A 14,786-nucleotide genomic window follows, 5' to 3' on the forward strand; every position below is an offset into this window, starting at 1 on the left:
AAGAGTTATCTTTTTGGTAGATAGGGAAAACTATTAAGACGTTAAAAGTTTAATAAATCGAGCAATTCTCTTTTGTTAGAAAATAAGATAGCATCATTAATTAAAATACTTGGAACATTGGTTTCAATAATTGGTTGATTGGTAATAATCAAGTCAAATTCTTCGAGTCGATGATCATCTATTTGTTCTTCCGTGATTGCTAACGTATTTGAACGAATCCGATGTAACGCTAAAATATCGTGGACATAGTTTCCTATGTATTGGCTATGATTCAGGCCCATGTCACTAATAATCAAAATCTTTTTTGAGTCGAAACTCTGGTTAATTTCTGGAAAAGTATTGAGCAACCAAAAAATATAAGAAGATGAATAGTTTAATAGGTTTGTTTCTAAAAGAGCGGAAAAGAAATGCAATTCTGCTTTTAATCGTGCATATAAGTGGAGCTGAGTAAAATGAATTTGTCGAGTGAAAAAGGTGGCCCTTTGTGTTAATTCGGTGGTGTCAAAAGGCACTAATTGAGAAAACAAATAAAGACAGGTTAACAAGTGAACAGCAAAGTCAACGACTTCTTCTGTTAATTGTTCAATCTGTGAAAAAGCATTAAATTTTAAATTTTCACGTATCCTTTGACTGATAACTTCTTGTTCTTCAGAGTAGTATTGCTGAAAAGCGCCTCTTTGAAAATACCGGAGAACTTCCCGATAGGTCTCACGGCTGAGTCCAGTAAAATGACGACTGAGTAAAAGATAATCTTCCATTTTGATCGGACTCTTTTTGTCTGATTTTTTCTGGAAACGTTGTTGAAATCCTTGATGTTCTCTTAATAAATCAACAATAAAATACATAATAAAAAAATCGTGTTCATAACTGTTATCCATACTAATAATATTTAATTGACATTGATTACGGCGCATTAATTGCTTGATTTCCTGCTTGTCTAATTGATAGGGCAATTCATAATGACCATAATACATTAAAAAGAAAAAGGTCGTAAAAACACGTAAGGGCAATTCTTCTGTTTGGCTAGTTAATTGATAGCCTTGATCAACGATAACGCGAAGAGAGTAAGTTTCCAAGACCTGATTACACTGCTTTAATTTTCGAGCAAAAGAAGAGCGACTAATATTGATGGTATCGCAATAATATTCGATAGTTTTGCCAGGATTTTGGATAAATTCATGGAGCAATTGGGTGGTCGTTGACGTTTTTGCCATATCCGTCAGTACTTTTAAATATAAGGATGCATTAAAGTTTTCTAAACGATAGCCTAATTTATGAGACGTTTTAATGGTTAAGCTTTCGCCCCAGCGTTGTTTAATCTCCTCAATATAACGGATAAAAGTAGACTCAGAACTACCAATATATTTTGCAAGTTCTTTTTTAGTCATCCATTTATCAGAAATGGATAATACACGAATGATTTCTTCCATTTTCCGATAATTTTTTTCTAAAAACCTAATCATATTGTTTCCTCCCAAGTCCTTTACTTTAATGAAACAATCATCGAAACAATAACGCAATTTCAGAAATGAAACCGCTTGGTATGAAAGCTGGTGTGATTTAATGAGCTCCTTCTCTGTATAATAATTATCAGATTAGAATAATGAAATTTTACGTGCTACGCAATTCTAATTTAACTGTTAATTCATAAAAGAAAGGAGAGAACAGACATTAAATTACTAAAGAAATTTGGGGTTTTCGGCGTAGTCTTTTTACTTGTCTCATCCTATTTCATACCGCTCATTGGCTATGCAGAAACAGCCAAAGAAGTTGAAATTACATCCGCTCAAATGATAACAGATGAGAATGATAAAACGAATATTAATATCGAGTTAAATCTTCTCAACCAAACAGAGCAGCCATTACAACGAGAAATTCAATTGAAAAATGCACAGTTCATGGATTCTGCTGGAATTGAAAAAGACGGATATTCTTACCAAGTGACTAATGGTACGCTTTATCTCACTTTGGATGCACAAGTAAAAAAGCCGGTACAGCTTTCGTTAGCTGTTGAGCAAAGTTCTATTCAAGACGCTCAGCCACCTAAGTTATTGTATGAAAACAACGAATATGATGTTTCAGTTACTTCTGAAAAAATAACAGTAGAGGATTCTGCTAAAGAATCAACTGAACCAGAAAAAATAACTGTACCAGAAAATGTGAAAGAAAATAACAAAAATGATTCGGCTCCTGAAAAAACAGAACAGCCGACCGCAACAGAAGCGGTAACTAATCCATTTGCAGAAGCAAGAATGGCGCCAGCTACTTTGAGAGCGAATCTGGCACTGCCTTTAATTGCACCACAATATACAACGGATAATTCTGGCACTTATCCGACTGCTAATTGGCAGCCCACAGGCAATCAAAATGTGTTAAACCATCAAGGGAATAAAGACGGTGGTGCACAATGGGATGGCCAAACGAGTTGGAATGGGGACCCTACTAATCGCACAAATTCTTATATTGAGTATGGCGGTACAGGAGACCAAGCCGATTATGCCATCCGAAAATATGCTAGAGAAACAACAACACCAGGGCTTTTTGACGTATATCTTAATGTGCGTGGAAATGTTCAGAAAGAAATCACGCCATTGGATTTGGTCTTAGTCGTTGACTGGTCCGGTAGTATGAATGAAAACAATCGGATCGGTGAAGTTCAAAAAGGCGTGAACCGTTTTGTTGATACATTGGCAAATAGCGGTATTACCAATAACATCAATATGGGCTATGTTGGCTACTCAAGTGACGGTTATAATAACAACGCCATTCAAATGGGGCCGTTTGATACAGTCAAAAATCCAATTAAAAATATTACACCAAGTAGCACTAGAGGAGGAACTTTCACTCAAAGAGCGTTAAGAGATGCCGGTGATATGTTAGCAACGCCAAATGGACATAAGAAAGTCATTGTACTTTTAACGGATGGTGTCCCAACCTTCTCCTATAAAGTGAGTCGAGTTCAAACAGAGGCGGATGGTCGCTTTTACGGGACACAATTTACAAATCGACAAGATCAACCAGGCAGTACTTCTTATATCTCTGGTAGCTACAATGCGCCAGATCAAAACAATATCAATAAACGAATTAACAGCACTTTTATCGCCACGATAGGTGAGGCAATGGCCTTAAAACAACGTGGGATTGAAATACATGGATTGGGCATTCAATTGCAAAGCGATCCACGAGCTAATTTATCTAAACAACAAGTTGAAGATAAAATGCGTGAAATGGTGTCAGCCGATGAAAACGGAGATCTTTATTATGAATCCGCGGATTATGCACCAGACATTTCTGATTATTTAGCGAAAAAAGCCGTTCAAATTTCAGGAACGGTTGTAAACGGAAAAGTAGTCGATCCAATTGCTGAACCTTTTAAATACGAGCCAAATACATTATCAATGAAAAGTGTGGGCCCCGTTCAGGTGCAAACCTTACCGGAAGTATCGCTAACAGGCGCTACAATTAATAGTAATGAGATTTATTTGGGTAAAGGGCAAGAAATTCAAATTCATTATCAAGTACGTATTCAAACAGAGTCAGAAAACTTCAAACCTGATTTTTGGTATCAAATGAATGGTCGGACAACGTTTCAGCCATTAGCCACGGCCCCTGAAAAAGTTGATTTTGGGGTTCCTTCTGGAAAAGCACCTGGCGTGAAGTTAAACGTGAAAAAAATCTGGGAAGAGTATGATCAAGACCCAACAAGTCGACCAGATAATGTGATTTATGAAATTAGTAGAAAGCAAGTAACTGACACAGCCAACTGGCAAACTGGGTATATTAAATTATCAAAACCAGAAAATGATACTAGCAATAGTTGGGAGCGCAAAAATGTAACCCAACTTTCCAAAACCGCTGATGAAAGCTATCAAGAAGTTCTTGGGCTTCCCCAATACAACAATCAAGGACAAGCTTTCAATTATCAAACAACCCGTGAATTAGCAGTTCCTGGTTACAGTCAAGAAAAAATCGACGATACTACTTGGAAAAACACGAAGCAATTCAAGCCATTAGATTTAAAAGTAATCAAAAATTCTTCCTCAGGTGAGAAAAACTTAGTGGGAGCCGTCTTTGAATTGAGTGGTAAAAATGTTCAAACAACACTAGTGGACAATAAAGATGGGAGCTATTCCTTGCCAAAAGATGTGCGCCTACAAAAAGGGGAACGCTATACATTAACCGAAGTAAAAGCACCTGCAGGACATGAGTTAGGTAAGAAAACGACTTGGCAAATTGCGGTGAGTGAGCAAGGAAAAGTAAGCATCGATGGACAAGAAGTGACCACCACAAATCAAGTTATTCCATTGGAAATTGAAAATAAATTTTCTTCTTTGCCAATCAGAATTAGAAAATACACCATGCAAAATGGCAAACAAGTGAACTTAGCAGAGGCGACTTTTGCGTTGCAAAGAAAAAATGCTCAAGGAAGTTACCAAACTGTGGCAACTCAAAAAACAGATACTGCAGGATTGAGCTATTTTAAAATTAGTGAACCTGGTGAGTATCGAGTGGTGGAACAAGCAGGACCATTAGGCTATGACACTCTTGCTGGAAATTATGAATTTACTGTTGATAAATATGGGAAAATTCACTATGCAGGCAAAAATATTGAAGAAAATGCGCCAGAATGGACACTGACACATCAAAATCATTTGAAACCTTTTGACTTAACGGTTCATAAAAAAGCCGATAATCAGACACCACTTAAAGGAGCGAAATTCCGTTTAACAGGACCAGATACGGATATTGAATTATCAAAAGATGGCAAAGAAACGGATACTTTTGTTTTTGAAAACTTAAAACCAGGGAAATATGTCCTAACAGAAACCTTTACGCCAGAAGGATATCAGGGGTTAAAAGAACCAATCGAATTAATAATTCGCGAAGATGATTCAGTCATGATAGATGGGGAAAAAGTAGCAGATGTTTTAATTTCTGGAGAGAAGAATAATCAAATTACTTTAGATGTTACTAACCAAGCAAAGGTTCCTTTACCTGAAACTGGTGGCATAGGACGCTTGTGGTTTTACTTGATAGCGATTAGTACATTCGTGATAGCGGGTGTTTATCTCTTTATTAGACGACCAGAAGGGAGTGTGTAATCAATGAAAAACGCACGTTGGTTAAGTATTTGCATCATGCTACTCGCTCTTTTCGGGTTTTCACAGCAAGCATTAGCAGAAGTATCGCAAGCAAGCGTTCAAGTTACGTTGCACAAATTATTGTTCCCTGATGGTCAATTACCAGAACAGCAGCAAAACACAGGGGAAGAAGGAACATTGCTTCAAAATTATCGGGGCTTAAATGACGTCACTTATCAAGTTTATGATGTGACAGAGCCATTTTATCAGCTTCGTTCTGAAGGAAAAACGGTCCAAGAGGCACAGCGTCAATTAGCAGAAACCGGTGCAACGAATAGAAAACCGATCGCAGAAGATAAAACACAGACAATAAATGGAGAAGATGGAGTGGTTTCTTTTTCATTAGCTAGCAAAGATTCGCAGCAACGAGATAAAGCCTATTTATTTGTTGAAGCGGAAGCACCAGAAGTGGTAAAAGAAAAAGCTAGCAACCTAGTAGTGATTTTGCCTGTTCAAGATCCACAAGGGCAATCGTTAACGCATATTCATTTATATCCAAAAAATGAAGAAAATGCCTATGACTTACCACCACTTGAAAAAACGGTACTCGATAAGCAACAAGGTTTTAATCAAGGAGAGCACATTAACTATCAGTTAACGACTCAGATTCCAGCGAATATTTTAGGATATCAGGAATTCCGCTTGTCAGATAAGGCGGATACAACGTTGACACTTTTACCAGAATCAATTGAGGTAAAAGTGGCTGGAAAAACAGTTACTACAGGTTACACACTGACGACGCAAAAGCATGGATTTACGCTTGATTTTTCAATTAAAGACTTACAAAAATTTGCAAATCAAACCATGGCTGTGTCGTATCAAATGCGTTTAGAAAAGACCGCTGAACCTGACACTGCGATTAACAACGAAGGACAATTAGTCACGGACAAGCATACCTTGACTAAAAGAGCTACAGTTCGTACAGGTGGCAAGTCTTTTGTCAAAGTTGATAGTGAAAATGCGAAAATTACCTTGCCAGAGGCTGTTTTTATCGTCAAAAATCAAGCGGGGGAATACCTCAATGAAACAGTAAACGGGTATCGTTGGCAGAAAGAAAAAGCGTTAGCTAAAAAAATCACATCTAATCAAGCCGGCGAATTTTCAGTCAAAGGCTTAAAAGATGGCCAGTACTTCTTGGAAGAAATCTCTGCACCAAAAGGTTATCTTCTGAATCAAGCAGAAATTCCTTTTACGGTGGAAAAAAATTCTTATGCAACGAATGGACAACGAACCGCACCGTTACATGTAATCAATAAAAAAGTAAAAGAGTCAGGCTTCTTACCAAAAACAAATGAAGAACGTTCTATTTGGTTAACGATTGCAGGCCTGCTAATCATTGGGATGGTAGTCATTTGGCTATTTTATCAAAAACAAAAAAGAGGAGAGAGAAAATGAAGCAATTAAAAAAAGTTTGGTGCACCATTAGTACCTTGTTACTAATTTTGCCACTTTTCACGAGTGTATTAGGGACAACAACTGCATTTGCAGAAGAAAATGGGGAGAGCGCACAGCTCATTATTCACAAAAAGAAAATGACGGATTTACCAGATCCGCTTATTCAAAATAGCGGGAAAGAAATGAGCGAGTTTGATAAATATCAAGGACTGGCAGATGTGACGTTTAGTATTTATAATGTGACGACTGAATTTTACGAGCAACGAGCGGCAGGCGCAAGCGTCGATGCAGCTAAACAAGCTGTCCAAAGTTTAACTCCTGGGAAACCTGTTGCTCAAGGAACCACCGATGCAAATGGTAATGTTACTGTTCAGTTACCTAAAAAACAAAATGGTAAAGATGCAGTGTATACCATTAAAGAAGAACCAAAAGAGGGCGTAGTTGCTGCTACGAATATGGTGGTGGCGTTCCCAGTTTACGAAATGATTAAGCAAGCAGATGGTTCCTATAAATATGGAACAGAAGAATTAGCGGTTGTTCATATTTATCCTAAAAATGTGGTAGCTAACGATGGTAGTTTACATGTGAAAAAAGTAGGAACGGCTGAAAATGAAGGATTAAATGGCGCAGAATTTGTTATTTCCAAAAGCGAAGGCTCACCAGGCACAGTAAAATATATCCAAGGAGTCAAAGATGGATTATATACATGGACAACGGATAAAGAACAAGCAAAACGCTTTATTACTGGGAAAAGTTATGAAATTGGCGAAAATGATTTCACAGAAGCAGAGAATGGAATGGGAGAATTAACAGTTAAAAATCTTGAGGTTGGTTCGTATATTTTAGAAGAAGTGAAAGCTCCAAATAATGCAGAATTAATTGAAGATCAAACAAAAACACCATTTACAATTGAAGCAAACAATCAAACACCTGTTGAAAAAACAGTCAAAAATGATACCTCTAAAGTTGATAAATCAACACCAAACCTAGAGGGTAAAGATGTGGCAATTGGCGAAAAAATTAAATATCAAATTTCTGTAAATATTCCATTGGGGATTGCAGACAAAGAAGGCGATGCTAATAAATACGTCAAATTCAATTTAATTGATAAACATGATGCAGCCTTAACTTTTGATAACGTGACTTCTGGAGAGTATGCCTATGCGTTATATGATGGGGATACAGTGATCGCTCCTGAAAATTACCAAGTGACTGAACAAGCAAATGGCTTCACCGTCGCCGTTAATCCAGCGTATATTCCTGCGCTAACACCAGGCGGCACACTAAAATTCGTTTACTTTATGCATTTAAATGAAAAAGCAGATCCTACGAAAGGCTTTAAAAATGAGGCGAATGTTGATAACGGTCATACCGACGACCAAACACCACCAACTGTTGAAGTTGTGACAGGTGGGAAACGTTTCATTAAAGTCGATGGCGATGTGACAGCGACACAAGCCTTGGCGGGAGCTTCCTTTGTCGTTCGTGATCAAAACAGTGACACAGCAAATTATTTGAAAATCGATGAAACAACGAAAGCTGCAACTTGGGTAAAAACAAAAGCTGAAGCAACTACTTTTACAACAACGGCTGATGGATTAGTTGATATCACAGGACTTAAATACGGTACCTATTATTTAGAAGAAACTGTAGCTCCTGATGATTATGTCTTGTTAACAAATCGGATTGAATTTGTGGTCAATGAACAATCATATGGCACAACAGAAAACCTGGTTTCACCAGAAAAAGTACCAAACAAACACAAAGGTACCTTACCTTCAACAGGTGGCAAAGGAATCTACGTTTACTTAGGAAGTGGCGCAGTCTTGTTACTTATTGCAGGCGTCTACTTTGCTAGACGTAGAAAAGAAAATGCTTAATTTCTAGCATCACCGAAGAAATTTTTAGAAAAAACAAGAGCCTGGGCCAATCACTGTCCCAGGCTCTCATGCTTTATTTTTAAGGAGGAAGCAATGAAGTCAAAAAAGAAACGTCGTATCATTGATGGTTTTATGATTCTTTTACTGATTATTGGAATAGGTGCATTTGCGTATCCTTTTGTTAGCGATGCATTAAATAACTATTTGGATCAACAAATTATCGCTCATTATCAAGCAAAAGCAAGCCAAGAAAACACCAAAGAAATGGCTGAACTTCAAGAAAAAATGGAAAAGAAAAATCAAGAACTAGCAAAAAAAGGCAGCAATCCTGGCTTAGATCCTTTTTCTGAAACGCAAAAAACAACGAAAAAACCAGACAAATCCTATTTTGAAAGTCATACGATTGGTGTTTTAACCATCCCAAAAATAAATGTCCGTTTACCAATTTTTGATAAAACGAATGCATTGCTATTGGAAAAAGGCAGCTCCTTGTTAGAAGGAACCTCCTATCCTACAGGTGGTGCGAATACACATGCGGTCATTTCAGGCCATCGTGGTCTCCCTCAAGCCAAATTATTTACAGATTTACCAGAATTAAAAAAAGGCGATGAATTTTATATCGAAGTTAATGGGAAGACGCTTGCTTATCAAGTAGATCAAATAAAAACCGTTGAACCAACTGATACAAAAGATTTACACATTGAGTCTGGCCAAGATCTCGTCACTTTATTAACTTGCACACCGTATATGATAAACAGTCATCGGTTATTAGTTCGAGGGCATCGTATCCCATATCAACCAGAAAAAGCAGCAGCAGGAATGAAAAAAGTGGCACAACAACAAAATTTATTATTATGGACATTACTATTAATTGCCTGTGCGTTAATTATTAGCGGCTTCATTATCTGGTGCAAGCGGCGGAAAAAGACCACCAGAAAGCATGGAAATTAACGATTCGTATAATAAAAGTGACTATGTTTTTATTTTTTTAACCCCTTTACGTAGTGAATCAATGATCAAACCTAAGCAAAAATAAGTACAAAAATGAAGCCCAGAAGAAATCAACATTCTGGTTGTTAAAGATTGTTGGGAATAATAAGTATCCAGCGCAGGCGTTTGGTGAATAATAGAAAAACCTAGAAAATCTGTAAGGGCCAATAGAAATCCTTTACTATCATACCCAGAAAACCAAAGTAGTATAACGAAAAGACTAAACAAACTAAGAAAAAGAGTGAAAAAATAGCTTTTCAATTATTAATCCTCCTTATCGTGCATAATTGAACCAGAGAAACAGAAGTATTAACGAAATAACTAAAAGAGCAAGCCCCGAATAAAAAGCGACAAAGGACCAATCAATCGACTGTTTAAATTCCTGCCAAGTTTGGATTTTTCTGTTTTTTTTCGCGTTATCTTCAAGCGTTATAAAATAATTCAACAGCAAGAGGAGCAGCAACACCGTAAAATCATTTGTGGTAAAAAGCACATGTAAAAATAGAATGACAAAGACAACACGAGATAACACTCGATTCCGCAAAATTAAAAATAACTTAGCACGCATAATAAACCACCATTTCTTATCAGAGATAATGAATCTGTTTTTGTCTACTCTTTAGTTATAGCATAAAATTCTTAATAATGAAAAAATGATTCAAGAAAATAATTAAAAAAAGTTTTTTTCCTGAATCATTATTTTCGTAAATAAAGAATAAACGTGTTACTCTTGGTTTATCAAATTTGGAAGGAGTGTTGTAAATGAAATATCTGGATATTATTGCTTTAATTTTATTGATTGTCGGAGGCTTAAACTGGTTATTAGTTGGCGCATTTAATTTTGATTTAGTTGCAACAATTAGTGGCGGTGCAACCACACCATTAGCAAAAATTATTTATATTATTGTCGGAATTTGTGCGATTTATTCTATTAAGTTTTTAGCTCCTTTGTTCCGCGAACCATAGAATTGATTTAAAATATTTAGATAACGTGAAGTTATTTTGACTTAGCAATTGAGAGTTTCCTTGAGAAAGGGGACTCTTTTTTAATTTTCTATATTCGTTTCAGGAAGTTTAGACAAGCTCAAAAAATATTTCAAGAGAGCAGTGTTGTTTTCAAAATAGAACCTAGCATTACCTCGAATGTACCTCAAATAACCTGTGTCTTTTTTTTGAATCATTAGTTCAAATTGATGTGATCTCTAGTGAGAAAAATCAGCTCTAGGATACATAGGAAAATATAAGGATCAAATAGGGACTTTGATGATAAATTATCTTTTTCCTTGCTATGATAATAATAAGTAAAAAGAAAGTAGGGATTTATGTATGGAATTACAGGTGACAAAAAAGGCTAAATTTTTTTGTTTAGCGATGGCATTACTAATGACATTAGGTATTTTTATCAGTGCTGGTACAAGTGTTTATGCATCTGACCAGCTAGAGGATTCAGAAGTTGAGGCTGTAGCAAAAGGACTGGAAGAAATGTATGCGAATGGAGTGACGGAAGATAACTTTAAAAACTATGTCAAAAATAATTTTCCTTATCAAGAGATTTCTTCAGTTGAGAAAGAGTTAAATGTAAATATTTTTGATGCTTCAACAGTAGTTAAAGCACGTTTTAATTGGAATGCATTGGGAGGTTGCGTCGCTAACAAAATCAAAGATGAGTTTTTTGCAATGATTAGTATCAGCGCAATTGTAAAAGCTGCACAAAAGAAAGCCTGGAAAGAATTAGCAGTGACTGTATTACGCTTTGCTAAAGCCAATGGTTTGAAGACGAATGCTATTATTGTAGCTGGACAACTAGCTTTATGGGCAGTTCAATGTGGGTTAAGCTAATGAATTTAAAAGATCATGTTACGGAAATAGCAATTACTTTTATCATCGCTTTTGTATATACTTGGATAGATTCAGGAAAAATTGAAATCTTAAAGACTCTTTTGATAACAATAATATTTTTAGCCATGTTTTATGCAATGCTAAAAATTACCAATAGAAAAAGAAAATGATGTAGTTTTAGAAAGACAATGTGACAGGAAGTGTAAGAGGAGGAACCGAGCATTCTCTTTCTTTTAGAAATAAAAAGAGCTAAAACCTTTATTTTATAAGGTTTTAGCTCTTTTTTGTTTTTCTCTACTTTTCTAAAAATGGAGACGGCGGGAGTCGAACCCGCGTCCAAACATATTGCCACTTAAATCTCTACGTTCATAGACACTCATTTAAAGGTTCGCTTTACAGCGTGCCGAGTGACAGGCATTCTGTATTGCTAGTCTGGTAAGCTCCTCTAAATTTTACAGACGGAAAAATTTAGCGTATCCCACTTCGATTAGGACCCTGACCCGAGCACATGGGCGATGCCGGGAGGATCTTCGCTAGCTGGTTTTTAGGCAGCTAAAGCGAAAGAATTGTTTTCGTTTTTAGCAGTTATATTTAACTGTAACGTTTTAACGTAGCCGTAACCTACGAAACGCAATTCAAGCTCAACTATGCCTGTCGAATCCGTAACGCCCCCGAAATAACATAAGTATCCCTTGATACTTATCAAAGTATAGCATAAATTCCTTGTTTTTTCAAAGAGTAGGATAACAGTTTGTTAGATATTCATAAAAAGAGGAAGGACGGAAGTAAGTTTTGTTTCCTAAGCTATTTTTTATTACTTTCTGAGATTCACTATAAATAAGAATAAATAGTCTTGATAACAAAATGAGGATTAAATAAGTATTTTTATTCATTATTGATGTGAAACATGTTATTTATGCAAAGTAACATTGAAAGTATATTACGATTAAAAACGATTGTTATCTAATTTTCTTATCAGAATAAAACGTTTTCTTAGGAGGAATAATAAAAAAAGAGAAAAATATAGAATTAAAATAAGCATTAATGTTGTATTGGACATTTTTTTTTGATATTGTCAACTTCATAAAAAAACCGATAATAGGAAAAAAAATGATAAAAGAAGGGTGAATAAATTTCTATGACAAAATATACAAAGTTTATAGTTTTGATGCTGGTAATGATTCTACCAATTGTTAGTACATTGTTGATTGGTCCGGCTTCTTTTGGTGCTGAGTTAAATAAAAGTCCAATTGTTGATAAAATAAAACTGGATCATGCCACTTTATATCAAGGTGAGATGACATCTGTGAAAGTATATTTCAGTGACAAAGAGAATCAAAAAATAAAAGCGGGAGATACTATTACTTTAACTTTACCCGATGCATTAGTTGGAATGACAGAAAGTGATGGCTCACCACGAAAAATCAATTTGAATGGTTTGGGTGAAGTATTGATTTATAAAAACCGTGTTGTTGCAACATTTAATAAAAGAGTGGAATCTTTACATAATGTGAAAGGAAACTTTTCTTTTGGTATTAAAACGCTTGTCACAAATAGTTCTCAGCCAAATGTGTTTGAAACAGACTTTGGTACAGCGACAGCTACTCAGAGAATTATAGTGGAAGGTGTTGGCAACGAAGCAGAGAACCAAGAAAAAAGTGAATATCCATTTTTTTATAAAGTAGGTGATTTAGCAGGAGAGTCCAACCAAGTACGTTGGTTTTTAAATGTGAACCTCAACAAATCTGATGTCACAGAAGATATCACAATTGCGGATCGACAAGGCAGTGGTCAACAATTAAATAAAGAGAGTTTTACATTTGATATTGTGAATGACAAAGAAACTAAATATATTACACTTGCCGAGTTTGAGCAACAAGGTTATGGCAAAATTGACTTTGTGACAGATAACGACTTTAATTTACGTTTTTATCGGGGAAAAGCACGCTTTACTTCTTTTATCGTCCGTTACACTTCGACAATCACAGAAGCAGGCCAACATCAAGCAACGTTTGAAAATAGTTATGACATCAATTATCAACTAAACAATCAAGAGGCGACAACCGAAAAAGACGTTTCTAAGGTTAAAAACGTTTTTGTAAATGGAGAGGCGTCAGGTAATCACAAGATTAATATGCCCGCAGAAGAAAGTTTAGAGATGTCTATGGAAACAGTAGAACAACTGAAATCAAGTACCCCTTCTTCAGAAAAAGCAACAGTAATCACAGAAAAAACGGGAGCAACCGAAGCTGCAAAAAGTAATCAGCCTGTAATTCATGCTGCCCCAACAGAAGAAGAAAATCCAGATGAAAGTGAAACATTAGGAACAGTTAAACCAATTGTTCCTGAAAAACCAAACACGACAACTGAAGAGAATGGCGCCACAGAAATCGCAGAAAGCAAGCAACCAGAAGTCCATGTCTCACCAACAGAAGAAGAAAATCCAGATGAAAGTGAAACATTAGGCACAATTGAACCAATTGTTCCTGAAAAACCAAACAAGACAACTGAAGAGAATGGCGCCACAGAAACTGCAGAAAGCAAGCAACCAGAAGTCCATGTCTCACCAACAACAGAAGAAAGCCCAGATGAAAGTGAAACATTAGGCACAATTGAACCAATTGTTCCTGAAAAACCAAACAAGACAACTGAAGAGAATGGCGCCACAGAAACTGCAGAAAGCAGCCAACCAGAAGTCCATGTCTCACCAACAGAAGAAGAAAATCCAGATGAAAGTGAAACATTAGACACAATTGAACCAATTGTTCCTGAAAAACCAAACAAGACAACTGAAGAAAACGGCGCCACAGAAACCGCAGAAAGCAAGCAACCAGAAGTCCATGTCTCACCAACAGAAGAAGAAAATCCAGATGAAAGTGAAACATTAGGCACAATTGAACCAATTGTTCCTGAAAAACCAAACACGACAACTGAAGAGAATGGCGCCACAGAAACTGCAGAAAGCAGCCAACCAGAAGTCCATGTCTCACCAACAAAAGAAATGACCACAACTGAGAAAAAACAACCATCAACAGAAACAACTGTGGAGACAAATAAAAAAATTACATCAAAAAATCAACCACAAATACTAAATACTTCATTAAGTACATTGAAAAATGAAGGAAGCCAACAGTTAGCTGATCAACTGTTTAGTGAACCCATTCAAAAACTAAATGTAGCAAAAGGGCAACGAGTACTTCCCAAAACAGGTACAACAAAAACACCGTTTATGTTAGTAGAAGGAATACTGGCAAGTACATTTGCAATTTTAGGTGTAAGTTATCTACAAATGACAAAGAATTAACAATAGAAAAGCCACCTAGCTTTCGCTAGGTGGCTTTTCTGAATTCATTCTTAGCATTTACACAAGCAGAGATTCTTATTTTAGATGAGGCGACTTCCGCATTGGACGAAAAGACCGAAGAAAAAGTGTTGCAAGAAGTACAAAAATTTACCCACAATAAGTTGACCATTTTGGTTACTCATCGACCTAAAACCCTGCGATTTGTAGATGAAATTATTGATTTAAATGGGTAAACTT

Annotated in this window: 11 protein-coding genes, 1 other RNA gene and 1 pseudogene; 9 read left to right on the plus strand and 4 right to left on the minus strand. The window is 36.2% G+C overall.

The genetic code is table 11. The features are described 5' to 3' along the window. Nucleotides 1-41 precede the first annotated feature (41 nt). Nucleotides 42-1,463, minus strand: coding sequence for a helix-turn-helix domain-containing protein (locus IGL49_RS04195; protein WP_104854269.1), 1,422 nt, complete (start codon nucleotides 1,461-1,463; stop codon nucleotides 42-44). 174 nt (nucleotides 1,464-1,637) lie between these two features. Here IGL49_RS04195 and ebpA point away from each other — a divergent pair, with 174 nt between their 5' ends. The 4 genes from ebpA to srtC all read left to right on the plus strand — a co-directional run bounded on the left by ebpA (nucleotide 1,638) and on the right by srtC (nucleotide 9,367). Next, nucleotides 1,638-5,102 (plus strand): endocarditis and biofilm-associated pilus tip protein EbpA, encoded by a 3,465-nt coding sequence (ebpA, locus tag IGL49_RS04200; RefSeq protein WP_164982897.1) that lies wholly within the window; start codon nucleotides 1,638-1,640, stop codon nucleotides 5,100-5,102. 3 nt (nucleotides 5,103-5,105) lie between these two features. After that, nucleotides 5,106-6,536, plus strand: a complete 1,431-nt coding sequence (gene ebpB, locus IGL49_RS04205; protein ID WP_104854271.1) for an endocarditis and biofilm-associated pilus minor subunit EbpB — start codon at nucleotides 5,106-5,108, stop codon at nucleotides 6,534-6,536. Continuing rightward, nucleotides 6,533-8,416 carry an endocarditis and biofilm-associated pilus major subunit EbpC gene (gene ebpC, locus IGL49_RS04210; protein ID WP_104854272.1) on the plus strand — a complete coding sequence of 628 codons (1,884 nt, stop codon included), beginning with the start codon at nucleotides 6,533-6,535 and terminating at the stop codon, nucleotides 8,414-8,416. Before ebpB ends, ebpC begins: the two co-directional genes overlap by 4 nt. A 93-nt stretch (nucleotides 8,417-8,509) precedes the next feature. Beyond that, entirely contained in the window at nucleotides 8,510-9,367 is an 858-nt protein-coding gene (gene srtC, locus IGL49_RS04215) for an Ebp pilus assembly class C sortase (protein WP_104854273.1), read from the plus strand. Between the two features lie 21 nt (nucleotides 9,368-9,388). Here the strand turns inward: srtC and IGL49_RS04220 are convergent, their stop codons facing one another. Beyond that, a complete protein-coding gene (locus tag IGL49_RS04220; RefSeq protein ID WP_241690075.1) occupies nucleotides 9,389-9,667 on the minus strand; it encodes a hypothetical protein in 279 nt (92 codons plus the stop codon). A 13-nt stretch (nucleotides 9,668-9,680) separates the two neighbouring features. Next, nucleotides 9,681-9,974, minus strand: coding sequence for a hypothetical protein (locus IGL49_RS04225; protein WP_104854274.1), 294 nt, complete (start codon nucleotides 9,972-9,974; stop codon nucleotides 9,681-9,683). Between the two features lie 194 nt (nucleotides 9,975-10,168). Here IGL49_RS04225 and IGL49_RS04230 point away from each other — a divergent pair, with 194 nt between their 5' ends. From IGL49_RS04230 to IGL49_RS04240, 3 genes are all read left to right on the plus strand, one after another. Beyond that, the gene (locus IGL49_RS04230) at nucleotides 10,169-10,372 is read left to right on the plus strand and encodes a DUF378 domain-containing protein (RefSeq protein ID WP_002381996.1); all 204 of its coding nucleotides are present in this window, start codon (nucleotides 10,169-10,171) and stop codon (nucleotides 10,370-10,372) included. 360 nt (nucleotides 10,373-10,732) lie between these two features. Then, a complete protein-coding gene (gene entV, locus IGL49_RS04235) occupies nucleotides 10,733-11,245 on the plus strand; it encodes an enterococcin EntV (RefSeq protein WP_104854275.1) in 513 nt (170 codons plus the stop codon). Then, on the plus strand, nucleotides 11,230-11,415 hold the full coding sequence (locus IGL49_RS04240) for a hypothetical protein (RefSeq protein ID WP_104854276.1): 186 nt from the start codon (nucleotides 11,230-11,232) through the stop codon (nucleotides 11,413-11,415). Before entV ends, IGL49_RS04240 begins: the two co-directional genes overlap by 16 nt. A gap of 136 nt (nucleotides 11,416-11,551) precedes the next feature. Here IGL49_RS04240 and ssrA read toward each other — a convergent pair. Beyond that, nucleotides 11,552-11,918: a transfer-messenger RNA gene (gene ssrA, locus IGL49_RS04245) on the minus strand. A 465-nt stretch (nucleotides 11,919-12,383) separates the two neighbouring features. On the opposite strand from ssrA, the gene IGL49_RS04250 reads away from it, so the two are divergent. Together IGL49_RS04250 and IGL49_RS04255 are read left to right on the plus strand one after the other, a co-directional pair. Next, nucleotides 12,384-14,549, plus strand: a complete 2,166-nt coding sequence (locus IGL49_RS04250; protein WP_104854294.1) for a collagen binding domain-containing protein — start codon at nucleotides 12,384-12,386, stop codon at nucleotides 14,547-14,549. Between the two features lie 50 nt (nucleotides 14,550-14,599). Next, nucleotides 14,600-14,782: pseudogene (locus IGL49_RS04255) on the plus strand (hypothetical protein); the annotation flags it as partial. Nucleotides 14,783-14,786 lie beyond the last annotated feature (4 nt).

It is taken from the genome of Enterococcus sp. DIV1337a, from assembly GCF_051712285.1.
GTDB classification, from domain to species: Bacteria; Bacillota; Bacilli; order Lactobacillales; family Enterococcaceae; genus Enterococcus; species Enterococcus faecalis.